General features: G+C 70.7%; 18 protein-coding genes. 5 read left to right on the top strand and 13 right to left on the bottom strand.

What is annotated here, in order from left to right:
- The first annotated feature begins 51 nt into the window (after positions 1 to 51).
- Positions 52 to 1,299, top strand: coding sequence for a hypothetical protein (locus D7V97_RS04570; protein WP_158623269.1), 1,248 nt, complete (start codon positions 52 to 54; stop codon positions 1,297 to 1,299).
- Positions 1,300 to 1,306: 7 nt separating this feature from the next.
- On the opposite strand, the gene D7V97_RS04565 is transcribed toward D7V97_RS04570, so the two are convergent.
- The 10 genes from D7V97_RS04565 to D7V97_RS04520 all read right to left on the bottom strand — a co-directional run bounded on the left by D7V97_RS04565 (position 1,307) and on the right by D7V97_RS04520 (position 12,146).
- Positions 1,307 to 2,170 carry a caspase family protein gene (locus D7V97_RS04565; protein ID WP_120609354.1) on the bottom strand — a complete coding sequence of 288 codons (864 nt, stop codon included), beginning with the start codon at positions 2,168 to 2,170 and terminating at the stop codon, positions 1,307 to 1,309.
- A 50-nt stretch (positions 2,171 to 2,220) separates the two neighbouring features.
- Positions 2,221 to 3,366 carry an FAD-dependent monooxygenase gene (locus D7V97_RS04560; protein ID WP_199728703.1) on the bottom strand — a complete coding sequence of 382 codons (1,146 nt, stop codon included), beginning with the start codon at positions 3,364 to 3,366 and terminating at the stop codon, positions 2,221 to 2,223.
- Positions 3,367 to 3,395: 29 nt separating this feature from the next.
- Positions 3,396 to 5,372 (bottom strand): LodA/GoxA family CTQ-dependent oxidase, encoded by a 1,977-nt coding sequence (locus tag D7V97_RS04555; RefSeq protein WP_120609352.1) that lies wholly within the window; start codon positions 5,370 to 5,372, stop codon positions 3,396 to 3,398.
- A 69-nt stretch (positions 5,373 to 5,441) separates the two neighbouring features.
- Positions 5,442 to 6,884 (bottom strand): acyltransferase, encoded by a 1,443-nt coding sequence (locus tag D7V97_RS04550; protein ID WP_120609351.1) that lies wholly within the window; start codon positions 6,882 to 6,884, stop codon positions 5,442 to 5,444.
- 29 nt (positions 6,885 to 6,913) lie between these two features.
- Complete coding sequence (locus D7V97_RS04545) at positions 6,914 to 7,546, bottom strand: FMN-binding negative transcriptional regulator (RefSeq protein ID WP_120609350.1); 633 nt, start codon at positions 7,544 to 7,546, stop codon at positions 6,914 to 6,916.
- A 35-nt stretch (positions 7,547 to 7,581) separates the two neighbouring features.
- On the bottom strand, positions 7,582 to 8,703 hold the full coding sequence (locus D7V97_RS04540) for a GNAT family N-acetyltransferase (RefSeq protein WP_120609349.1): 1,122 nt from the start codon (positions 8,701 to 8,703) through the stop codon (positions 7,582 to 7,584).
- A complete protein-coding gene (locus D7V97_RS04535) occupies positions 8,681 to 9,565 on the bottom strand; it encodes an aspartyl/asparaginyl beta-hydroxylase domain-containing protein (RefSeq protein WP_120609373.1) in 885 nt (294 codons plus the stop codon). The genes D7V97_RS04540 and D7V97_RS04535 overlap by 23 nt, the downstream gene beginning before the upstream one ends.
- A complete protein-coding gene (locus D7V97_RS04530) occupies positions 9,534 to 10,682 on the bottom strand; it encodes a DUF3419 family protein (protein WP_120609348.1) in 1,149 nt (382 codons plus the stop codon). Before D7V97_RS04530 ends, D7V97_RS04535 begins: the two co-directional genes overlap by 32 nt.
- Positions 10,683 to 10,686: 4 nt before the next feature.
- Entirely contained in the window at positions 10,687 to 11,412 is a 726-nt protein-coding gene (locus D7V97_RS04525; protein ID WP_120609347.1) for an iron-containing redox enzyme family protein, read from the bottom strand.
- Entirely contained in the window at positions 11,409 to 12,146 is a 738-nt protein-coding gene (locus D7V97_RS04520) for a hypothetical protein (protein WP_120609346.1), read from the bottom strand. Before D7V97_RS04520 ends, D7V97_RS04525 begins: the two co-directional genes overlap by 4 nt.
- Before the next feature lie 361 nt (positions 12,147 to 12,507).
- On the opposite strand from D7V97_RS04520, the gene D7V97_RS04515 reads away from it, so the two are divergent.
- Positions 12,508 to 13,314: a hypothetical protein gene (locus D7V97_RS04515; RefSeq protein WP_120609345.1), complete on the top strand. Its 807-nt coding sequence runs from the start codon at positions 12,508 to 12,510 to the stop codon at positions 13,312 to 13,314.
- Positions 13,315 to 13,391: 77 nt separating this feature from the next.
- Here D7V97_RS04515 and D7V97_RS04510 read toward each other — a convergent pair whose 3' ends face one another.
- The gene (locus D7V97_RS04510) at positions 13,392 to 14,564 is read right to left on the bottom strand and encodes an acyl-CoA dehydrogenase family protein (protein WP_120609344.1); all 1,173 of its coding nucleotides are present in this window, start codon (positions 14,562 to 14,564) and stop codon (positions 13,392 to 13,394) included.
- 22 nt (positions 14,565 to 14,586) lie between these two features.
- Complete coding sequence (locus D7V97_RS04505) at positions 14,587 to 15,990, bottom strand: beta-xylosidase (protein WP_120609343.1); 1,404 nt, start codon at positions 15,988 to 15,990, stop codon at positions 14,587 to 14,589.
- Between the two features lie 174 nt (positions 15,991 to 16,164).
- Here D7V97_RS04505 and D7V97_RS04500 point away from each other — a divergent pair, with 174 nt between their 5' ends.
- Positions 16,165 to 16,722: a GNAT family N-acetyltransferase gene (locus D7V97_RS04500; RefSeq protein ID WP_120609342.1), complete on the top strand. Its 558-nt coding sequence runs from the start codon at positions 16,165 to 16,167 to the stop codon at positions 16,720 to 16,722.
- 60 nt (positions 16,723 to 16,782) lie between these two features.
- Complete coding sequence (locus D7V97_RS04495; protein WP_147444683.1) at positions 16,783 to 18,024, top strand: hypothetical protein; 1,242 nt, start codon at positions 16,783 to 16,785, stop codon at positions 18,022 to 18,024.
- A gap of 205 nt (positions 18,025 to 18,229) precedes the next feature.
- On the opposite strand, the gene D7V97_RS04490 is transcribed toward D7V97_RS04495, so the two are convergent.
- Positions 18,230 to 19,885 carry a ChaN family lipoprotein gene (locus D7V97_RS04490; protein ID WP_147444682.1) on the bottom strand — a complete coding sequence of 552 codons (1,656 nt, stop codon included), beginning with the start codon at positions 19,883 to 19,885 and terminating at the stop codon, positions 18,230 to 18,232.
- A gap of 120 nt (positions 19,886 to 20,005) precedes the next feature.
- Between D7V97_RS04490 and D7V97_RS04485 the strand changes: the two genes are divergently transcribed.
- Entirely contained in the window at positions 20,006 to 21,016 is a 1,011-nt protein-coding gene (locus D7V97_RS04485) for a hypothetical protein (protein WP_120609339.1), read from the top strand.
- The last annotated feature ends 4 nt before the right edge of the window (positions 21,017 to 21,020 follow it).

Here is a 21,020-nt window from a genome sequence, read left to right as displayed (position 1 = left end):
CTCCCTAACTCCTCCCTGCTGTCTCGGTCCATGTTCCGAGAGGGGGACACCATGTCTGGGTTTCGCTTCGTCACCACGCTGGTGGGGTGCGCGGTGCTGCTGGGCGTCGGGCAGGTCGCCGAGGCGCAGGGGTGTGTGTCCGCGGCCTGCACGGGGGACTCGGTGGTGGACCACCTCTTCACGTCGGGGTCGCGGTGGCGGTTCAACGTCCGCAACTGCCCGTGTGAGGGGCTGTTCATCGAGGCGGCCTCGTTCACGCCCCGCGGCGGCGTGGCGCGGCGGGTGCTGGGGCAGGCGAGCCTCGCGGAGATCCACGTGCCCTACCTCGTGGGCACGCCGCGCTTCCTGGACCTCTCCCGGGACTCCGCCGGGCTGGGCGTGAGCGCGCTGCCGTGGAGCGCGGCCGAGTGCGCGGGTGGGACGCGGCTGGCCAACGACACCATCTGCCTGAACGTCGAGGACCGGGGGCTCGCGTGGAAGTACCTGAACACGTCCCAGCGCGGCGAGAGCCTGTCGGTGACCATGGCCTCGCAGCTGGGCGCGTACACATACATCAACCAGTGGGAGTTCCACGATGACGGGACCATCGAACCGCGGATGGGCCTGACGGGGCGGCTGGCCCGCTATGGCGGCAGCGACGCCTATGCGCCCTACGGCCGCCGCTTGAACGCGCAGTCCGCGGCGACGCCGGACTACGGGCTGTCCCACATGCACAACGTCTACTACCGGCTGGACTTCGACATTGGCGGGGCGGCGGATGACGCGGTCGAGCGGATGACCTTCCAGCCCTCCTCGGCCGCGTCGCCCGTGAACACCTGCACCACGCCGGGCGCGTGTGGCGTCAACGTCGTGACGCCCCTGCTGACGGAGACGGCGCAGGACTTCAGCGCGGACGCCTACACGACGTGGCGCATCTACGACAAGAACCAGCTCAACAACGACGGGCGGACCGTGTCGTATGAGCTCGTCCCCGAGGTCGAAGGCGTGTGGAGCGGGCAGGTCTCCACCGACGAGCCCTGGTCCGAGCACGAGCTCTGGGTCACCCGGTACAACGCGTGCGAGACGCTGGCGGTGGGCAACTTCCCGCCGCACATCAACGCGGGCTGTGCCGCCGCCAGACAGAACGTCAGCGCGATGGTGGATGGACAATCCGTGGACGGGCAGGACGTCGTCGTCTGGTACGTCAACCGGCACCTGCACACGCCGCGCGACGAGGACGAGGTGAACATGCCCATCGAGTGGATGTCCTTCATGATCAAACCCCGGGGCTTCCATCACAGAAGCCCACTGGAGCCCTGAGCGCGCTTCAGCTCAGGTGGAAGGGAACCTGACGCTCGAACTCGCGGCTGGGCACTCCGATGACGGAGTACGCGGGGGACTGGATGGGCGGCATGCTGCGCAGGATGCGGCGGTGGAACGTCTGGTAGCCGTTGTGGAACTTCCCGCCGTTCCACACGCGCAGCAGGTTGGACGTGAAGAGGCCGTTGAAGGCGCCGTCGCTGGAGAGCTGGTTGTCCTGGCAGCCGGAGATGAGCAGCACGGTGGACTTGAGCGAGAGGCGCGGGTCGTCCTTGGGCAGCCGCTTCATGATGTCGTCGTACATCGCCTTGTTGTCGCGGTAGGTGCGGTGCTCGATGCCCAGGGGCATCTCCTTGAACCGCCGCTCGGAGGGCTCGCTGCTCTGCACGGTGTCCGCGAGCAGCTGCAGGCTGCCGCTGGAGCGCAGGGCCGCGTAGGCCACCCGGCTCACCGAACCGCTGTGGCAGCTGTCGGAGAGCATGAAGACGCGCACGCCCGGCTTCAGCTTCGACATCGCGACGAACAACTCATCGTCGATGACCTCTCCGTCATAGAGACACCACGTCTCATCCAGCCCGTCGGACTCATCCCCGTTGGTGTCCGGGAGCTGGCCTCCGTGTCCGGAGTAGGTGAGCAGCAACAGGTCCCCGGCCCCGAGCACCTTCACGGCCTCGTCCATTTCTCCGAGCACCCGCGAGCGCGTCGCATCCTTCGTGAGGAACGCACTCACGCGACCGAAGCCCTGCGTCTTCGCGATGCTGACCATGTCCTCCGCGTCCGCCTCGCACGCCGTGAGCTGGCCGTCCCACCCCGCATAGTGTTTGGGATCGACCGCGTTCAAACCGATGTTGATGGAATATCCCTGAGCCATGACCCGTACTCCTCCCTGTCCTCCAAGGTGGAGTCCGTGCCCGTGGGATGTCACGGAGGAGGCAGGGCGCGCTGTGTGTCTTCGGCCACCCCACCGCCTGGCCCACCGCGCGCAGGGTTGCCCGGGTGGGCGTGCCGCCGCGCCCAGAACGGGCGGTCCTTCCAGCGCTGCTCATCGCGGTAGAAGGACGCGAAGTGGTGCTGGTAGGCCCGGTGGAGTTCCCCCAGCCGGGCCGTGTAGCCCTCCAGCGCGCCACCGACGCCCGCGAGATGGGCGGCGAGCGCCTGTCCTCCTCGCATCCCCGTGTACAGCGCGTTCAGGATTCCCTGCGATGACAGCGGATCAAAGGAGAGGGCCGCGTCACCGGTCGCCAGCCACCCGGGCCCGACGAAGCGGTCCAGCCGCGCGCTGCCCGCGTCCGCGCCCCGGGGCCGTTCGACCAGCACATACCGGTGGGCGGCGAGCACCGCCTGGAGGTGGTGCGTCTGTCCTATCCGCGCGAGGAAGCCCTCCGGGGACAGGAGACGGCCCGGGTCCGCGAGATCCGCGTCCGTGAGCCAGGCCACCACCCGCTCGCCCGAAGGCAGCCGTGCCGTGTACCACCACCCGTCCGGAGCGGCTTCAATCAGCGTCCGGGTGTCGCGGTCCGTCCCTGGATGCTCCGGCAGGAAGCGCGCGGCGAAGGCAATCAGCCGGTCCGCGTGCAGCCGTTCGGCCCCCTGCCGACGAGCCATGGCGGCCCTGCGCCCGGTCGCATCGATGAGCCAGTCACAGCGGATCCGCCGGGGCTCCCCTCCCGAGACGATGGACAGCCGCCATCCGGCTCCGTCCCACGCCGCCTCCAGCAGCTTCGCTGGCGCCAGCACCTCCGCCCCTGCCGCGGTGGCGGCCTGACGCAGGGACGCGTCGAAGCGCGCGCGGTCCAGGTGCCACCCGTGGCCATTCGGATCGAAGAGGAAGTCCGTGGAGCGCAGCTCCGCCTGACCCCAGGCGGAGGTGTTGCCGTGGGAGGGCAGGTGCGCGTCCGCGAGGAAGCGGTCGAGCACCCCCAATTCGCGCAGCAGGGGACGGGCCACCGGAGGCAGCCCCTCGCCGAGCTTGAAGTCCCCAGGCCTGCCCTCGTCCAGCAGCAGCACCCGGTGGCCGCTCCGCGCGAGCACGAGGGCCGCCGTCGCGCCCGCGGGTCCGCCTCCCACGACCCCGATGGGAATGGACGCCTCCGCGCTCACCGGCGATGGCGGACGGGCAGGGGCGCGCGCTCCGCTTCCTCCGGCGAACCCCATCCGGCCTTGCGGACGTTCTGCTCATGGAGCCCCTGCCGCGCGGTCCTGGCGGTCGTGGGCGCAAGGGGGGCCGCCGGTGCCTCCGTCCATTCCTTCGCCTCCACCCCCATGACGGCGGGGAAATCCACGTCCCCCGGGAGCCCGGGCCGCAGCTCCACCACGCCCATCTGCCCGAAGGTGGCGACCATCTGCTCCATCTGCTCGGCGACCGTGCCCTTCAACGCGCGCACCCAGTTGCTTCGCTGGGTGAAGGCAGACACGCGCTCCTGATGGGACCGGCGCTGATCCGTCACCACCGCGTAGGCCTCCGCCGTCAGGACCTGGTTGGGGACGCGGGCGGGCCAGAAGGTGGGCAGGTACGGATCATCGGAGTACGTCGTCGTGCTGTAGCCCGAGCGGCAGTACGCGGTGTCGGCCTGCCAGGGCAATCCCATCCAGCGGGTCAGGTCTCCCGGTCCCTGCGCATGCACGGGCCCGTCCTCCGACAGCGCCAGGGCCTGGGTGAGGAACCCCTCGTACGTGGGCGCTGGCACCCCCGGCGGGCGGTGGCGGATGCGGAAGGGCGACGAGAAGAGGGAGAGGTGCCGCAGCGGCCAGGTCACCTCGCAGCCCGGGTGGAACGCGTCCGCCAGGCAGAAGTGGAGCGCCGCCCGGTCCAGCAGCGCGGGCTGTCCGGCGAGCGGCACGTGTTCGAGCTCACGCGCCGGTTCCTGGGACGGATCCCAATCCGGGGTGAAGTGGCCCGCCGCCCAGTCCTGGAGGATGCGGTACTGGGTGGCGGAGAGGGATGCGTTCTGCCGGGGCGTGTTGGCGGGCGGCACATCCATGGCGTCCCCATAGAGCCAGGGCCAGGGTCGCTGGCTGCTGTCCGTGCCGGCGGGGTCCCGGAAGGCATGCAGGACCTGCAGGCGCAGCTCCGCGAAGACATCCGCGCCGCCGTCCAAAGGCAGCCAGGACAGCCTGCGCAGCAGCTCCGGGTCCTCGAAGTCGTGGGGGCCGCCCTTGCCGAACTGGGTGGCGAAGCCCTGATTCACCCATTGCAGGTTGCTCATGCTTCGCAGGATGGGGTGGACCTCCCGCTGGAAGGACACCTGCTCCGGGAAGGGCAGCCAACCGCTTCTGACATACAGGTCGAAGAGCAGATCATACAGCGTGCGCACCGTCACCACGTCCGGCGCGTAGTTGGGCGGCGCGGTCACCACCCAGGCCGGCTCCACCGGAATCGGGTGGCCGGCGATGCTCACTTCCGCGCTGACCGGGCCGTCCGACGCGTCATCGAACCACCCATCGGCGTTGATGAAGCTGTTGCCATCCTCCGGCCGGAAGATGGGCGTCCCCGTGGGCGAGGCGGAGTGTCCAAGCCCCCCGAGGAAGAGCAGCCGGCCCCGCGCGTCGGTGCGCAGCTCCCCCAGGTACACGGGCGTGCCCTGGAAATGGCCCTCGAAGCGGTACTCGCGGCCGGTGCTCCGCACGCCCCGGATGGAGCGCTCGCCGCCGTCCACCACCAGCTGGTCGCGGGCCTCGCCCTGCACCGACGCGTTCCGAAGGGGGATCTGGAGATTGGCGGCCTCCGGGATGTCGAGCGCCATCTGCCATTGGAACCAACGCGCCTTGCTGTTGGCGACGTGCACCTTCCATTGGATGTCGGCCGAGTCCGGGGTCAGCTCGCGCACCACCTGCCCCGCGGCGTTGTAGCCGTAGAGGCGGAAGCGGGCCGCCTGTCGCTTGAGCGCGCCCGTGGCATCCCGGGAGCTGCCTGGAGGGGCCGGATGGGGCCGCACCACCTCCGGGCCCACGAAGAACTCCTCACTGTTGCCCATGCGCGCGATGCCGATGGCCGGGTGGATGGCCGCGCGGACGATCTCCGTGTCGACGGCCTGCGGGGCGGGTTCGTCACGGGGCTTGAGGCTCGGGGGCATGGGCACTCCTGACAGACAAGACACCGGTTCCCACGGCTGCGATTGCCGCGAGAGCGGGAGCCTAACCCATCAACAGCCAGCCGTTGCGAGCCGGGCCGCGCGGTCTGTGTTCCTGAGCAGCCGTTCGCCCGTGTCCATCCGGAGCACCTCCCGGACGTGGGGCCACTGGGGCAGCAGTCGCGCCAGCCGCTGGAAGTGACGCCGGCGCACGCTGGTGCGCACCACGTGCAGCGGCCGCCCCTCGCCGAGCTTCAGGGGCAGGACGGTGCTGTGGAAGGCGGGCAGCGGCAGCCAGCGGTTGATGCGCGAGCTGCGCAGCATGGCGACGAAGGCCGCGTCCTCGAAGTGCAGCCGGGCGAGGTCCGGGCTGGACCAGTTCGAGGAGTAGACGCGGTCCCGTCCGAACAACCAGTGGTGATGGACGCTCGACGGACGGGTGTGCCGCCGCCAGTGGTCCGCCCAGCGGATGTCCGCCGCGAGCTGGGCTTTTCCAAACGATGTCACCACCGCCCGGTTGCGCGCGGTCAGCTCCGCCACGGAGGCCCGCGACAGCTCCGACAGGGGCAGCACGGCGGAGGCATTTCCCAGACAGTTGCCCAGCGTCCCCTGCGGGATGCCCAAGAGCCCCCGGACGTCGATGGGGAAGTACAGGCCCACGTCGCCCGTGTCGGGCGTGTCCCGCGCGCACTCGGCGAAGGCCTTCAGCAGCGTGGCGTTGACGACGTCATTCGTGGAGGCCCGCACTCCCGTGGGCGCCAGCTCCGCCTTGATGGCCTCCACCCCGTCCTCGTCCAACAACAGGCACAGCGGCACCGCGTCGTGCACGCCCGTGCCCAGGTATCGCGCGAGCCCGAGCCCCGCGCGCATGCGGGAGATGCTGACGATGCCGTTGCGTCCCTCACGGGAGGGCGGCGCGCCCGCCTCCGCCGGGTCCAGGTGCAGCTCGCGCCAGAGGGCCGTCCGATCGAAGAGGGGCTCCACGCCGAGGGGCTCCACGCCCGGCGCCTCCCCGTCGTTGTAGGCCTGCGCCACCGCCCCGAGGAACCCGTAGATTCCGTGCAGGTCGGACAGGGCATGGTTCCAGGTCAGCCCCAGGACGGTGGCGTTCTGGAAGTGGGTCAGCATCAGGTGCAGCAGCGGACGCTCGCGCTGGCCCTCCAGCCGCCCCTTTGGGACGAGGCTGTCGATGAAGGCGCCACGGTAGAGCGCGGGCCAGTGCTTCAACTCCAGCGCGGTCTCCACCGTGGCCACGTCCACGGCGACCGCACCGTTGCCGCCGGGTGCCGGGCCCACGAGCAGCAGCGCTTCGCCCTGTGTCCGCAGCGTGCCGTGGAAGAACGGGTAATGGACGAGCGTGCGGCGGACGGCCTCCATGAAGCGCGGGGTGTGGATGCGCCCGCTGAAGGCCAGGGCGAAGCTCACGAACATGCCCTTGAGCGCGATGTCCACCGCGCTCAGCGCCCAGGTCCGTGGGGGGGCTTCCGGGGCGGTCAGGAGGATTCGCTCGGCCATGGTCGGGGCTTTCTTGAAGGGGACCGCGTTCAGGGTTTGTGGGGAGGCCGGGCCCTCGCGGCCATCAGCTCGAGCATCGCGTGGGCGTCGCCCCCCTGGCGCAGCAGGCCCTCGCGGACCCCGGCCTGGTCCTCGGAGGAGCGGTTCTGGCCCAGCTTGAACTTGCCCACGAGCTCATCGATTTCGAGCTCGAAGCCGACGATGTGCTCCAGCAGCTGCGCCCGCGTGTGCTCCGGCAGGTGTGTCGGGCCGCCCGGCGCGTCCAGGCCGGGCTCGTACTCGGCCAGGGTCGCGTCGATGAGGGCGGAGAGCGCCGGCGTGTCGAGCAGCCGGGGGCGCCCCACCGCGTGCACCACCGCGTAGTTCCACGTGGGGACCGCGGGCCGTGTCTGGTACCAGCTGGGGGAGATGTATGCGTGCGGCCCGTGGAAGATGCAGAGCAGCGGCCGCTCACCGTCGAAGTCGCGCCAGTGCGGGTTCGCGCGCGCGACGTGGCCCCGGAGGGTGCCCTTCGCGCCGCGGTCGGGCACCAGCAGCAGCGGCACGTGGGAGACGTGGGATTCGGCGTCGTGGGAGATGACCGTGCTGAAGCTGTGCTGCTTCATGAACGCATGGAGCGCGCGCACGTCGGGTTCCTGGAAGGCGGAGGGCGTGTACAGCATGGACTCCTCGACGAGGTGGGGGCCCTGGGGCCCCGTCAGATGCTCAGGGCGGTGAAGACCCTGGGCCCGACCGCATTATAGATGCCGCGCAGCAGGGACCAGGAATGTCTGGCCCTCCACGGCAGGTGCTCGAAGCCGAGCAGCTCGTACTCCGTCCAGGGCGTGCAGCCCCGCTTGCGTTTGAACTCGCCGGACCCGGAGCTCAGGTTGAGCGTCAGGCCGCGCTCCTCGGCCAGCCGCATCAGGTGGCTGACGCCCGCCCGGTAGAGGCCATGCTTGCGAGAGAGCGCCGGGTCGTGGCCCACCACCGAACCGATGAGCTCGTCCCCCGCCTCGAAGCAGGTGACGAAGTAGTGCAGCCCTCCCTCCACGTCGATGCCGTAGACCTCCAGCGCGCCCCGCTGCAAGGCCGCCTCGAACCAGGCCGGGGTGAAGTGCGCGTTGAGCTCCGAGTACTTGTCCAGGTAGAGCGCCCGGTAGAGCGCGCCCAACCGGGCCACGGTGTCCGGATCCGCGGTCGTCAGCCTGCGCAGGTGGGGCTGGTGCCGCTGGAGCAGGCCCCGGTCCTGGCGGAACTCCCGGGGCGGCTTGAGGCCCGGCTCATGCCGCCAGCGGTACATCTGCCGGTTGAAGATGGCGTGCAGCCGCGCCGGGGAGTCGCCGCGCTCCACCTGTTCGGCGGTGGCCGCGTTGGCCCGCTTGAAGACGAAGGCATGCTCCGGGAAACGCGCTCGCAGGGCCTCCACCAGCGCCGCCAGCTGCGGCGGGGAGAAGGCAAGCTCCGGCCCCGTGGCGAGCAGCCAGTGGTTCACGTAGACGACCCGGTCCAGGTGCCTGCGCGGGATGGCCGCGCGCACCGCCCGGATGAAGGCCAGGAGCCCCCACCGCACCGCGCGCTCCTTCACCGAGCGCGCGAAGTCCTCCGCGTAGGAGATGTAGTTGACGTAGGGCGACGTCAGGTAGCAGCGGCTGTCGTCCCCGTCGTTGACCACCAGGGGGACGACCTGCCCATCCACGTCCGCCAGGAGGACGCGGTGGCGGGTGTTCGCGAGGTAGGGCGCCGTGCCGTGCTCCACGTAGTGGCCCACCAGCCGCGTGGCCAGCAGCCGCGGCGCGTCCCGCACGTCCCCGGCCTCAAGGATGCGGACGGAGGGCATGGCGCACGTCGAAGGCGTGGACGGGCGTGGTGCCCAGCGTGAGGGTCACGCCGCGCACCTGGTCGCCCTGGAACGTGTAGCGCAGCCGCGCTTCGGGCCCCATGCCCAGGAGGTCCACCGTGTCCTCGGACACCGGCACGGCCTTGAGGAAGGGCTGCTCGTTGACGAAGACGCACAGCTCGTTGTCCACGAGCTTCACGCTGCCGGGCAGCGGGGCCGTCAGCGCCTCCAGCCCCGTGCCGGGCAGGTGGAAGCCCACGGGCAGCGTGAAGTCGAACGCGAGCCGATCCAACACGCCCGGGTCCAGCTCCTCCTGCGCGCCCTCCGGCTCCAGCGCCGCGAGCGACGCGGGCACCTGGCCCGGCGGGAACAGGCGCAGCAGCGCCGCGTCCGCGCTCACGTCCAGGACCAGGTGCACCCGCGCGATGGCGCTGCGGTTGATGCCGTGGTGGGGCTGGGAGAAGTCGCCGTACCAGAGCTCGCCGGCGCCCCAGGGACAGCGCTGGCCGCCGATGTAGAACTCCACGTCGGGGTGCGTGACGATGGGCACGTGCAGCCGCACGATGCGCCGGCTGAGGAACGCATCGTGGTGCTCACGGATGACGCCCCCCGGCTCCAGCCGCAGCAGGCGCGCGAGCCGCAGCCGCAGCCCCAATCCTGACAGCAGCTCCCGCAGCGCCGGAGCCCGGGCGAGGACGGGAGAGGGCCCGGAGGAGGCCGAGTCGAGGCAGATGGAGGACCACCCCACGTGGCCCTCACCCGGGTAGCCCGCGGGCCGGCTCTCCACCTCCGCGCGGACCGCCTGATAGGCGGCCTCCAGGGCGTGGGCGTCAAACGAACGGTTCAGCCTGACCGCGTGCATGCGACAGGTCCTCCTGGAAGCGCTCCCCGGCCACGCCGGAGGGCTCCCGCTGATAGACGTGGATGGTCCAGAGCTGCGTCGTCTCCCGGGCCAGGGCGTCCTGGTAGCGGTCGGTGACGTGCGCGTAGCCCGCGTGGCCGGGGGTGACGACGCGCAGGTGCCCCCGCGTCACCACCAGCGCTCCGGGCGCGAGGCCGGGCTTCAGCTCCTCCAGGAAGGTCTGCTCTCGCGCCGGGGGCAGGAACGACGGCACGTCGGAGAGCGAGACGAAGCCCACGTCGCGCTGCTTCTGGACGTGCTCCACGATGTCGCCCTGGATGAAGTCGATGCGGCACGTCCGCGCGTGCCGCTGGGCCGCCCGGTAGATGGCCGGGTCGCACTCGATGAGGTAGCCCTCCGCGAACCGCAGCTCCCCCAGGAACACCATCTGGAGGAAGAAGCTCTTGCGCGCCGGGATGTCCTGGAACAGCCGGTCGAAGAGCTCCTGGTAGATGTGGAAGGTGCTGCCGTTGCGGTTCTTCTTCGGGAAGTCCCCCCGGTACAGTAGCGAGTTCAGGACCGCCGAGTTGCCCAGGAGCATCAGCACGCCCTTCCACGCTCTCCGGGGGAAGCCGGACCTCACGTAGGCGCGCTGCGCTTCCAGGTCGGCCTGGTCGAACAGCCTCCGTCCGGCGGCCCGGGTGAGCAGCCCGTTGACCCGGGACAGCGTGCGCAGCATCTGTTCGAAGCGGCCCAGGTAGATGATCCGCTCCCCGGCGGCGACCGCGGCCTTCAGCGGCTCCAGGGCGGTGCGCGCGGACGGGGACAGGGGCAGCTTGCCGAGCAGCTCCAGCCGGCGCGCCACGGGCATGGGCTCGTAGCCCAGGAGCCCCAGGTACTCCGGGTGCTCCAGCATGCGCAGGGCGCAAACGCGCAGCTCGGTCAGCGCGAGCTGGGTGTCGGAGATGTCCACGCACGCCAGCTCGCGCGGTCCTCGCGCCAGCAGGGGGATGACGCGTCCGCCGCTGCCGGCGACCGCGACCACTCGTCCGGTGTCGGGCGGGAGGACCTGGAGCTCGACGCTCGAGTCCTCATCCCCCAGCGCGTAGTTGAGGTGGCGGAAGTAGGTCCCGGCCATGGCTCTAGAGCGCCTGGAGGAAGGCGCCGCGCTCGCTCTGTCCCGCGAGCAGCCGCGCGTGCGCGTCCACCACCTCGTCCATCATCCGCCAGGTCAGCCGCAGGCTGGTCTCCATCACCCGCGCCACGTCCTCCCAGTCCTCCGGGGTCTGGCACTTCTTGGAGATCATCTCGTTGACGAGCGCGGAGTGGTCCTCGTCGATGTCCGCGTGCGCGACGAAGAAGGTCATCTGCGCGGCGGTGAGCCCCAGCGTCTTCTGCACCCGGGCCATCAGCGGACGGATGTATTCGTAGCAGCTCTCCGCCCAGTAGCTGTAGCCCAGCCGCTGCAAGGGATTGCCCTGGTAGGAGATCCAATACAGGTAGCCCGTCAGCACCTCCGTGGCGGCGAGCGGCGGAGGGATGGAGAAGCCCTGGGGGGCGCCCATGCTGACCACGTCATGCAGCGCCATCTGCTCATGGCCGATCTCCTCCTCGGCGTGCTTGAAACAGAACTTCTGGTAGTGCCGGTCATCCGAACCGGTGCGGATGGCCACCAGCGCCTGGTTGCGCGCGTTGTGCCGGGTGTAGTGGTAGGTCTCGATCATGTAGAGCGCGTAGAGCGCCTTGCTGATCTCCCCCTGCTGGATGATGCGCACGAAGCGGGACTCGCTCAGGATCTCCTGCCAGACCTCGGTGAGGCGGGCCTTGAGCTTCGCGAGGCCGGGATTCTCATGGGAAGGCGTCGTCATGTCTGCTCCATCGGGTGGTGGCGGGAAGGGGCTTCCGCCAGGGAGTTCTTGCGCGGGCGGCTGAGGCGCTCCGACATGCGGGTGGTGGCGGCGATGAGCTCCCGCCACGTCCCCGCCATCAGTGAATAGGGTTGGGGGCCCCGCATCGGGACGCCGTGGGGCGTCTCCGAGGTGGCGGTGAGCCCATAGCGTTCGAACACCGTCCGGGCCGCCCGGCGGCACAGCCCGACGATGCCCACGTGCCCCGCCTTCATGGCCCAGTCGCTCGCGGCGACCAGCAGCCGGGGCGGGACGAGCGCGCTGCGCTCCTCGGGGCTCACCACCAGCCGGCTGAGCTCCACGTAGCCGGGGAAGCGGCCCTCCCAGTGGGAGAGGGATTCCGCCAGCGCGGGGAACTCGAACGGCGCGGGCGTCATGCGCAGGGCGCCCACCATCCGCCCGTTGCGGCTGACGGCGAAGTGCGCGCTGCGGGCGTCCAGTTGGAGCCAGGCTTCCAGCCGCAGCTGCTCCGGGCCCAGCAGGTAGCCCAAGCGCTCCCGGTACTGGGCCTCGCGAAACTGCTGGATGCGCTCGACCGCCTCGGGCGCCGTCGCCCCGAAGAGGGGACCGCTCACCTCCAGGGGGAAGGGGCCATCCACCAGGTTGGACACCCAGGTCTTCAAGGCACCCAGTGCGTCCGGAGACGACCCCGTGCTGGCCGTCAGGCCCGTTTCCAGTACCACCGCGGAAGGCATTTCATCCCCCTCTCAAGGCAAGGCATCGCGCCCTTGGAGTGTCTTGAGTGATGTGTTTCGCGAAGATGACGAACAGTGAGAGGGATTCCCCAGACCTGGCGGGTCTCCCGGCAAGGCGTGCCGTGTTGGACGCGAACCACAATAACGACCGGTCTGACATGCCCGGACCGCGCCTGTGACAGGGGAGGTTACGGCCCGTGCGAATCTGTGGCAGGTCGCGCTACTGAGCGCCGGCCCGTCGCGGTGCTCCCGGGCACGGGCCGCACGCGGAGGGGCCATGGCCCGGCGGGTGCATCGGCGCGGGCCGGGTCTTCAGCCGACCCGACATGCAGTCATCCCCCCACGAGAAGAAGGTTCATCCATGAGCATCAAACTGACGGGCCGCCTGATGGTGGCCGCGCTCCTGAGCCTGACGGCCGCCGGTTGCCAGGGCGAAGATGCGCAAACGCCCGAGGGTGACTCGCTTTCGACGCAGGAAGCGAAGGTCGAGCAGTGTGTCCAGGGCTTCAATGGCATCAAGAACTGCGCGACGGGCGGCGCGGCGCTGACGCGCACCGCGAAGGGCATCTCCGTCTCCGGACTGAAGGATGTGAAGGCGGACGGCTTCTCCAGCCAGTTCCCCCGGGCCAAGGACTGGGAGCTGCAGGCCGACATCGGTGGGCTCGGTGTGACGAAGCAGGGCTTCACCCTGGCGGCGCGGGATGGCGACCAGGTCGTCAGCGCGCTGCGCCTCGGGATGGTGGACGGGGACCGCGTGGTCCTCACGCCGACGTTCACGGGCGCGTCGGGCCCCTCGGCCTACCGGGTGAACCTGTACCAGAACGGCCGGCTGATGCTGTCGCACCAGCACCCGTGGGACTACGGCGTCAACTCCGACTGGTACAACATCCACATCCGCCTGACGCCGATCCGCATCGGCTTCAGCAACCACACCTCCTTTGGCACGCAGGACCCCATCAGCTCGGGCGCCTGCCTCTGGGCCTTCCGGGGTGCTCCGGGCGCGTTCACGCTGGACGCGGGCGGCAAGCCCGTCAGCGGCGACCAGCTGGAGATCGTGGAGGAGGTGGCGGACGGGCACTACCCGTACACCGGCTTCTCCGCCATCGACGTGAAGGCCGCCGCGAGCGACTTCACCGTCCTCGGTGAGTCCACCGTCCCGGCGAAGTAGTCCGTCCGGGCGCAGGGGTTGAACGCGGTGCCACGCCGGGCGGGAAGGTGTCCCCGTCCGGCGTGTCGGGGGGGGCGCTACAGCGTGGGGGCCGGCACGTCGAGCCCCAGCAGCAGACCGCCGATGAGCTCCAGGGTGGGGGGAGCCACGTAGGCGTGCTGGGTGGCGACGTGGACGTCGCGGAAGCAGCGTTGGAGGGGGCTCGAGCGGTAGACGGCGCTGCCGCCCGCGGCCTCGTACATGCCGTCCACGGCGCGCGCGGCGCTCCGGGTGGCATGCGTCATCGCCAGTCGCAGCTCGGCGCGGGCGGACAGGGACACCGGGCCCCGCGTGGACTCGGCGTAGAGGTTGTGGAGGGCCTCCAGGACGAAGGCGCGGGCGGAGCGCACGGTGGCCTCGGCGACGGCGACGGCTTCCTGGGCCGCGGGGCGCGCGGCCAGCTGACGGCGCTCCAGCACCAGCGTCTTCTGGTGGGACAGCGTGATGAACTCGTCGATGGCGCGGCGGGCGATGCCCAGCGCCACCGCCGGGATCCCCATCCCCAGCAGGCCGAAGGGGAAGCCGTAGAGGGGCGACGTGACGCGCCGCGGGCTGAAGAGTGAGAAGGCATATGCCTCCGGCACGAAGAGGTCCTTCACCTCCATGTCCCCGCTGCCCGTGCCGCACAGGCCGGACGCGAACCAGGTGTCGTGCAGCACGACGCTCCCGGCAGGGAAGAAGCACAGCCGCGTCTCGGGGAGCCCCGTGGGCCCCATGCGGGGCTGGCCTCCTTCCGTCACCACCGCGCCTCCCACCAGCCACTGGCAGTGCTGGCCGCCGCTCACCCAGGACCAGCGGCCGGTGACGCGGTAGCCGCCCTCGACCCGCTCGGCGCGGCCGAAGGGCGCCGCCATGCCGCCGGTGATGGCGTCCGGGGCGCCGAACACGGCCTGGGCCGCTGCCTCCGGCAGCCACGCGGACGTCAGCGCGGTGGAGGCGCCAATCATCACGCACCAGCCCGTGGCGCCGTCCGCCTTCGCCACGGCTTCGATGATCTGGAAGGACACGGCCGGGGGGAGCTCCAGGCCGCCCAGCGACTCCGGAAGCATCATCCGGAAGAAGCCCTCCCGGGCCAGCTCCGCGGCCAGGTCCGGTGGCAGCCGGCGCGCGCTCTCGATCTCATCGGAGCGCGCGGACAGGCGGGGGAACAGCGCCTGGGCGGTGGCCAGCAGCGGGTGGACGGAGGGCTGGGAGGGCGTCGGGTTCGTCATCCGGGCAGCCTAGCCGGACTGGCTACTTCACGCAGTGAAGCGCCGGCCCCACGGAGTAGCCATCCCACTGGCTCACGCTGATGCCTGTGATGGACGAGTTGTTGTGCTGGATGGCCTCCAGGCAGCTCACCGGCCACAGCCGCCCGTCATCCAGGTGGAAGGCGGCCGGGCGCCCGGGCGCACCGTAGACAGTGGCCCCCGACTGCATGGACGCCCCATAGGGGATGCGGTGGAACACGTCCGATGACACGGCGATGGCGTTGCGCGACAGGTCGCCCGCGGGCGCGGCCAGCGCGAACTGGAGCCGCACCCCGCCGCGCGCCAGCGTGAGCGGCAGGCCGGAGCTTTGAATCAGGTAGCCCTCGTACACGCGGCCATGTGGCACCTGATCGCAGGTGCGCCCCGTCAGCAGGTCCACGCCACTGTGCGCCAGGTTCCAGGTGTCGGGCCCGCCGGGGCCCACCGAGCGGACGAGGTCCACCGGCACCGTGCCGCACGTGGAGGAGGGGATGGCGTGCTTGTCCGGGCGGGAGACGATGGCCGGGCCCTCGGTCCAGGTGCCGGCGACGTCGAATTGATCCACCTGCTGGCTCAGCGCGCTGTCGAAGAGGAACACGCGTGTGGCGCTGGCGGTGGGGCCATCCACGGCGACGGCGAAGGTGTCGTTGGTGTCCACGTACTGCCAGTCCACGGAGAACGCGCCAAGCAGCGAGTGGCGCGTGTGGTTCGTCGCCGTCCGGGGCGCGAAGCCGGTGGCGGTCAGCTCCTCCACGTCGTTCTGGAAGGTGGGATCCGACGAGCGCAGCACGAACTGGCCGCCGCCATTGCCATCCACCGCGTAGCCCGTGGAGTCCGTGAAGATGAGGTAGAACTTCCCGTTGACGTACGTGACGCTCGGCTGGCCCGCGCCGTACGGGTTGGGCACGGTGCGGTAGTCCCGCGCGGGGACGATGATGGGATTGCCGCCGTTGAGGCGCGTCCAGTTGAGGCCGTCCGGGCTGGACGCAACGCCAATCATCGTCGTGCCGGTGCCATCGCCGTAGCCGCCGTAATACATATAGTAGGTGGCTTCGACGCGGATGACGGATGGATCACAGACATGGATGCCGTCGAACTGCGCGGCATTGCCGGTGGGGCGGAACGCGGTGTTGTAGCTGTTGGCCACCGTGGAGCCCCGCGCGTGCCAGGGGCCGCTCAGCGAGTTCGCCTCGGCGTAGAGGATGTAGTCGCCCGCGATGCCGCCGCACCACCACATGCGGTAGACGCCGTCCTTCATCACGCTCGGCACATAGTCATACGACGTGCGCGAGTACACCGGCGTGTTGCCACCCCGGTAGTTCGTGACGGTGGCCGCCCGGGCCACCGGGGTCAGGAGGCTGCTCGTCACGACGACCGCGGCGAGCAGCAGGGTTGCATGTCTGGACACAGGGATTCCTTTCCACGGGCGAGGCGGAGCGCCTTCGCGGAAAAGAGTTCTATCAGCTATTCCTGTTATTTCGCTGACGCCTCGATAACGACACCCGGTCCGAGGGGCGGGGATAGGGTGGCAGGCAGGCCCGGGCTGTTTCACCCAAGGCCGAGCATTCGTGGAGGCTGGACCATGGCGGTACCGGAGTTCGACAGGGTGGAGACCCCGAGGCTCGTGTTGAGGCGGCTGCGAGCGCAGGACCTGGTCGCGCTGGTGGCCTACCGCAACGACCCCGAGGTGGCGCGCTATCAGAGCTGGAGCGACTACGACGCGCAGCGCGGCCGCCAGCTCATCGAGATGATGATCGGCCGCCAGCCCGGAGAGCCCGGGTGGTTCCAGTTCGCCATCGCGCTCAAGGACACGGACGCGCTGGTGGGGGACTGCGCGCTGCGGGTGGACGAGTCCGACCCGCGCCTGGGCGAGATTGGCTTCACGCTGTCCCGGCGCCACCAGGGCCAGGGCCTGGGCACCGAAGCGGTGAGGGCGCTGCTGGGCTACGTGTTCGGCACCCTCGGCCTGCACCGGATCATCGGCGTGACGGACGCGAAGAACGCAGCCGCCGCTGCGGTGCTGGAGCGCGTGGGCATGAGGCGCGAGGGCCACTTCGTCGAAAACACCTTCTTCAAGGGCGCCTGGGGCGACGAGTTCCAGTACGCGCTGCTCGGGCGCGAGTGGGCGAAGCAGGGCTGAGCCCATGGAGACACGGGCCCCCGGGGCAACGCGTGCGGAATCACGCTAGAACCCTCTCCCGTGGGGAACATGGGAGGCACCGTGGACAACAAGGAGCTGGCGGTACCCGAACAGTCATTGGCCAGGACCGAGGTGCGCCGGGCGGTGGCGCAGCGTGTCCTGGGGAGCGTGGGCGGAGGGCTGCTGCTGGGGGGCGCGGGCATTGGCGTCATGGCCGCCTTCGTCACGCCCTGGCTCTTCATCCCCGCGGGCGTGCTCGCTGTCGGCTCCGGAGTCCTCTTCATCGTGCGCAGTGCCATGGGCGCGGCGGGCGCCGCACGGGCGGAGGTGGACCGCGATGCGCGGATCGGCATGGGCGCGGAGATCGCCGCCTCGGCGCGCATCGAGCCCGGCGCGGTCATCGAGATGGGCGCCACGGTGCAGGAGGACGCGGTCATCGAAAGCGGTGCCGTCATCCGCATGGGCGCCACCGTGCAGCGCGGCGCGACGGTGCAGCGCGGGGCCGTGGTCGGCTGGGGCGCCACGGTCCAGGATGGAGCGACCGTGGAGCGCGCCGCGAGCGTTGGCGCGGGAGCCACCGTTGGCCGGAATGCGCGGCTGTCCGCGGGCGGTCACCTTGGCGCGGGTGGGCATATCGCTTCGACCCAGGGGCCGGGTGCGCCCGAGAAGCGCGTTCCGGACGCGGTCGCGGTGTTCCAGGAGGACGGACGGCTCCGCGAACTCGACGAGGTCTGCGACCGGTTGGAGGCCGCCTTCCGCAAGGCATCGCCAGCCGTGCGCGGGTTCCTCAGTGGAGGCGAGGAGTCCGTGAAGGCGCTTCGCCGCTCGTGCCACGACCTGCGGGAGCGTGAGCAGGGCCTGCGCCGCGAGGTCAGCCCGGAGCTGATGGGCCGGCTCGACGCGGAGCGTGCGACGCTCTCCGCGCGCATCGTCGCCTCGGCGGATCCGCAGGTGCGTGCGTCGCTGCAGAGCGCCGTGGATGCCATTGACGCGCAGCGGGCGCAGCGCGAACGGCTCGCGCGCAACGCGGACCGCCTGGATGCCGAGCTCACCCGCCTGCGCTGGAGCATCGAGGGCGTGGTCACCCAGCTCGTCCAGGTCCACGGTCAGAGCGGCGCGACATCCGCCCCCGCTGACACCGAGCTGGGCTTGAGCCGCGTGCGGGAAGAGCTGGCCGCCATCTCCGAGGCGCTCGAGTCGGTCAACGAAGCGGAGCGCACGGGACTGCGGCCGACGCAGGATCCCTTCTCCACGCAGGAGTCCCAGGCGCAGGGCGCTCTGTCCTCCCGCGTCCGCACCTGAGCCACCGGTGGCGGCGCTGTCGCCGCCAATTCGAGAAGTCGGCCTCCTCCGCGACTGCGCCTGCACCACCCAGGTGCAGCGCTGTCAGGCGCTGTCGCCGTCCAGGCATGGAAGTCGACCTCCTCGCGTCCGCACCTGAACCACCGGGGGCCGCCCTGTCAGGTGCAGTCGCCGCCCAAGCCGAGAAGTCGGCCTCCGCGCCGCCTCAGTGCTGTCCAGGCGCCGTTGCCCCTTCCACCTTCGGTGCCGGGGCAGGCGCTCCAGGCGCTGTTGCCCCCTCCACCTTCGGTGCCGGGGCTCCAGGCGCCACGGCCCCCTCCACCTTCGGTGCCGGCGCGGGCGCTCCAGGCGTCTCCACCGCGGGAGTTGCCTCATGCCCGCCCAGCGCGATGGCGGGCCGCGAGGGGGACAGCGTGCCCACCTGCAGCACGCCATGGAAGCCCTCATCGTGCAGCTCCGGCAGCATCCGGAGCGTGGGCGGCCCCTCCGGCGGCGACGCGACGAGCGGCCCCGGGGTCAACCCCATGACGTCGCACTCCAGCTCTCCGTCCTTCGCCAGGTCGCAGCCCCAGCGCCGGCCCTGCGCATAGCCCAGCTCCAGCACCACCAGGCCCGGGTCCTTCTCCGCCAGGTGTTTGGCCATGGGGACGAAGTCCTCGCTCCAGGCCGCCTCCGCCACGATCCGGGTGTGCGCGTTGCCCGCGAGCACCAGGAAGACATCCTGGGGCCGCGCGGCGCGCGCAACCCCCACCGCTTCCGCCATCCGCGCATCGCGCGCGCTGCCGTGGTTCAGCTCCGTGTCGATGGCCACCACCGCGACAGCGTGCCCGGCGGCGCGCAGGGCGCGGGCCCGGTCGATGAGGTCCATCACGGCCCGGCTTCCCCGGCCGTCCTGCTGAAGCTTGCGCCAGAAGTCCCCGTGCAGCAGCGCATCCTGATCCGGTGGACCGCCCGCGCTCGCGAGATACGTGTCGATGCGCTGCTGCTCCTTCCGGGAAATGGCGAGCCCCAAGGTGACGCCCAGCCCGGCGCCAGCGGCCTCGCACAGCATGTCTCCCACCGCGGCGGGCGCCTCGCGGGTGCCCAGCGGCTCACCGATGAGCACCGTGAGCCCGGGGCGCAGCAGCGGCTGGAAGCCCGCCACCTTCCGCTCGCAGGGCTCCTGGACCTCCTGCCGGTGGCGCTTGAGGTAGAACGACGGGTCGCGGAAGAAGGCGCCGTCCCGCGTGAGGCGCAGCGTCCCGGTGAGCGTCTCCAGCGAGGGCCGCGACTCCAGCCGCAGCGTCAGGTCCCGCTCCAGCTTCAGGTCCCGGGTGCCCTTCACGGCGCCGTCCAGCTCCACCCAGGGGGCCGTGTCCCGCTCCCGCGTGGCCAGGTCCACGGGTGCGCCCCTCCGGCGGAAGCTCTGCTCGAGCTGCGCCATCTCCATGTGCTTCCACATCAGCTCGCCCGACTTGCCGTCGTACCGGATCTCCGCGTCGTTGGAGAAGGAGACCCGCTTCATCTGGAAGATGCGCACGATGGACTGTCGCTCGGCCAGCGGCTCACCGACGACGAGGTAGCGCATGTGCTCGCCGTCGCTCTTCCACCCCCACGCCGGCCTCCCGTTCTGATCCGACTTCCACTCGGTCAGCAGGTAGTTCGGATCCTCCATCTCGTGCAGCACCCACCCATGCTCCACCAGCAGCTTCGTGGCCTCGGCCAGCGCCCTCTCGACGGGCATCATGAAGATGTGCTCGAAGCGCGGGGCCACCAGCTCGGGCTCCTCGGGCCGGGCGGCCACTGCGGGCGCATCGATGGGACGGGCGGTGCTCGCGCAGCCCGCCGCGAGCAGCACAAGACAAGCCAGGGCTCGACGCATCACGGCATCCTCACCTTCACGAAATGCCGGGTAGCAACGTCCAGGCCCGCGAAAGATATCGGTAACACCTCGCGCCGGGGGCGGTGTTGCACCCTCCGGACCGTCGCGAGGAGCACCCGCATGTCGTCTCCCTTCGTACACCCGCGGCTCCGCGCGGCGCTGACCGCCCTGGCCACGGGCGTCCTGCTGTCCTGCTCCGGCGACTTCGAGGTCTGCGAACCGGTGGCCGCCGCCTCCCTCGCCGCCATGCCCGAGCGACTGTCCGACACGGGCCTCTTCGCCGACGGCGCGATGACCGTGCTCGCGGAAGGCGTGAGGGCATTCGCACCCCAGTTCCCGCTCTGGACCGATGGCGCCACCAAGCGCCGGTGGATCCGCCTCCCTCCCGGGGAGCGCATCGACACGAGCGACATGGACGACTGGCAGTTCCCCACGGGAACCCGGCTGTGGAAGGAGTTCACCCGCGACGGCGTCCGCGTGGAGACGCGGCTGCTCGAGAAGGCCGGGCCGCGCCCCGAGGACTGGCGCGCCGTGGCCTATGTCTGGCTTCCAGACCAGAGCGACGCGGTGGCCACCCCCGCGGGCCAGCGTGACGCCAACGGCACGCCGCACGACGTGCCCGCCGCGGCGGATTGCTTCGGCTGCCATGGCGGCACGCGCAGTCGGGTGCTGGGGTTCTCCGCCATCCAGCTGTCCCAGCCCGCACCCGCGGGGCTGATCGACCTGGAGGACCTCATCGCGAGTGGCGCCCTGACGCAGCCGCCTTCCGCCCCCTTCACGGTGCCCGGCAACGACACGGAGCGCGCGGCGCTGGGCTATCTGCACGCCAACTGCGGCCACTGCCACAACCAACGGCGCCCCGAGTCCGAGGGCGCGCGCTGCTACGCCCCCGAGAACGAACTGGACTTCCGCCTCCAGGTGGCCCGGCTGGGCTCACCCTCCGAGACGCCCACCTACCGGACCGGGAACTCCCTTGCCTTCAATCCCCCCAAGCCCGACAGCAGCCGGATGATCCAACGCATCTCCCGGCGCGAGCCCGGCTGGAGCATGCCCCTGCTGGGCACCGAGGTCGTGGACAAGGACGCGGTGGCGCTGCTGCGCCGCTGGATCTCCGAGATGGAGGACGATTAGGCGC

Source organism: Corallococcus sp. CA053C, assembly GCF_003611675.1.
Classification (GTDB): domain Bacteria; phylum Myxococcota; class Myxococcia; order Myxococcales; family Myxococcaceae; genus Corallococcus.
The sequence above is the reverse complement of the archived record's forward strand: the minus strand, read 5'-3'. Positions and strand labels throughout refer to the sequence as shown.

What these genes read in the sequence shown, in the direction of transcription:
- D7V97_RS04545 (WP_120609350.1), bottom strand. Translation starts at nt 7,546, where the DNA reads ATGCTGTACACGCCCTCCGCCTTCCAGGAACCCGACGTGCGCGCGCTC.
- D7V97_RS04570 (WP_158623269.1), top strand. Translation starts at nt 52, where the DNA reads ATGTCTGGGTTTCGCTTCGTCACCACGCTGGTGGGGTGCGCGGTGCTG.
- D7V97_RS04535 (WP_120609373.1), bottom strand. Translation starts at nt 9,565, where the DNA reads ATGCACGCGGTCAGGCTGAACCGTTCGTTTGACGCCCACGCCCTGGAG.
- D7V97_RS04510 (WP_120609344.1), bottom strand. Translation starts at nt 14,564, where the DNA reads ATGACGAACCCGACGCCCTCCCAGCCCTCCGTCCACCCGCTGCTGGCC.
- D7V97_RS04565 (WP_120609354.1), bottom strand. Translation starts at nt 2,170, where the DNA reads ATGGCTCAGGGATATTCCATCAACATCGGTTTGAACGCGGTCGATCCC.
- D7V97_RS04555 (WP_120609352.1), bottom strand. Translation starts at nt 5,372, where the DNA reads ATGCCCCCGAGCCTCAAGCCCCGTGACGAACCCGCCCCGCAGGCCGTC.
- D7V97_RS04550 (WP_120609351.1), bottom strand. Translation starts at nt 6,884, where the DNA reads ATGGCCGAGCGAATCCTCCTGACCGCCCCGGAAGCCCCCCCACGGACC.
- D7V97_RS04530 (WP_120609348.1), bottom strand. Translation starts at nt 10,682, where the DNA reads ATGGCCGGGACCTACTTCCGCCACCTCAACTACGCGCTGGGGGATGAG.
- D7V97_RS04525 (WP_120609347.1), bottom strand. Translation starts at nt 11,412, where the DNA reads ATGACGACGCCTTCCCATGAGAATCCCGGCCTCGCGAAGCTCAAGGCC.
- D7V97_RS04520 (WP_120609346.1), bottom strand. Translation starts at nt 12,146, where the DNA reads ATGCCTTCCGCGGTGGTACTGGAAACGGGCCTGACGGCCAGCACGGGG.
- D7V97_RS04515 (WP_120609345.1), top strand. Translation starts at nt 12,508, where the DNA reads ATGAGCATCAAACTGACGGGCCGCCTGATGGTGGCCGCGCTCCTGAGC.
- D7V97_RS04540 (WP_120609349.1), bottom strand. Translation starts at nt 8,703, where the DNA reads ATGCCCTCCGTCCGCATCCTTGAGGCCGGGGACGTGCGGGACGCGCCG.
- D7V97_RS04500 (WP_120609342.1), top strand. Translation starts at nt 16,165, where the DNA reads ATGGCGGTACCGGAGTTCGACAGGGTGGAGACCCCGAGGCTCGTGTTG.
- D7V97_RS04490 (WP_147444682.1), bottom strand. Translation starts at nt 19,885, where the DNA reads ATGCGTCGAGCCCTGGCTTGTCTTGTGCTGCTCGCGGCGGGCTGCGCG.
- D7V97_RS04485 (WP_120609339.1), top strand. Translation starts at nt 20,006, where the DNA reads ATGTCGTCTCCCTTCGTACACCCGCGGCTCCGCGCGGCGCTGACCGCC.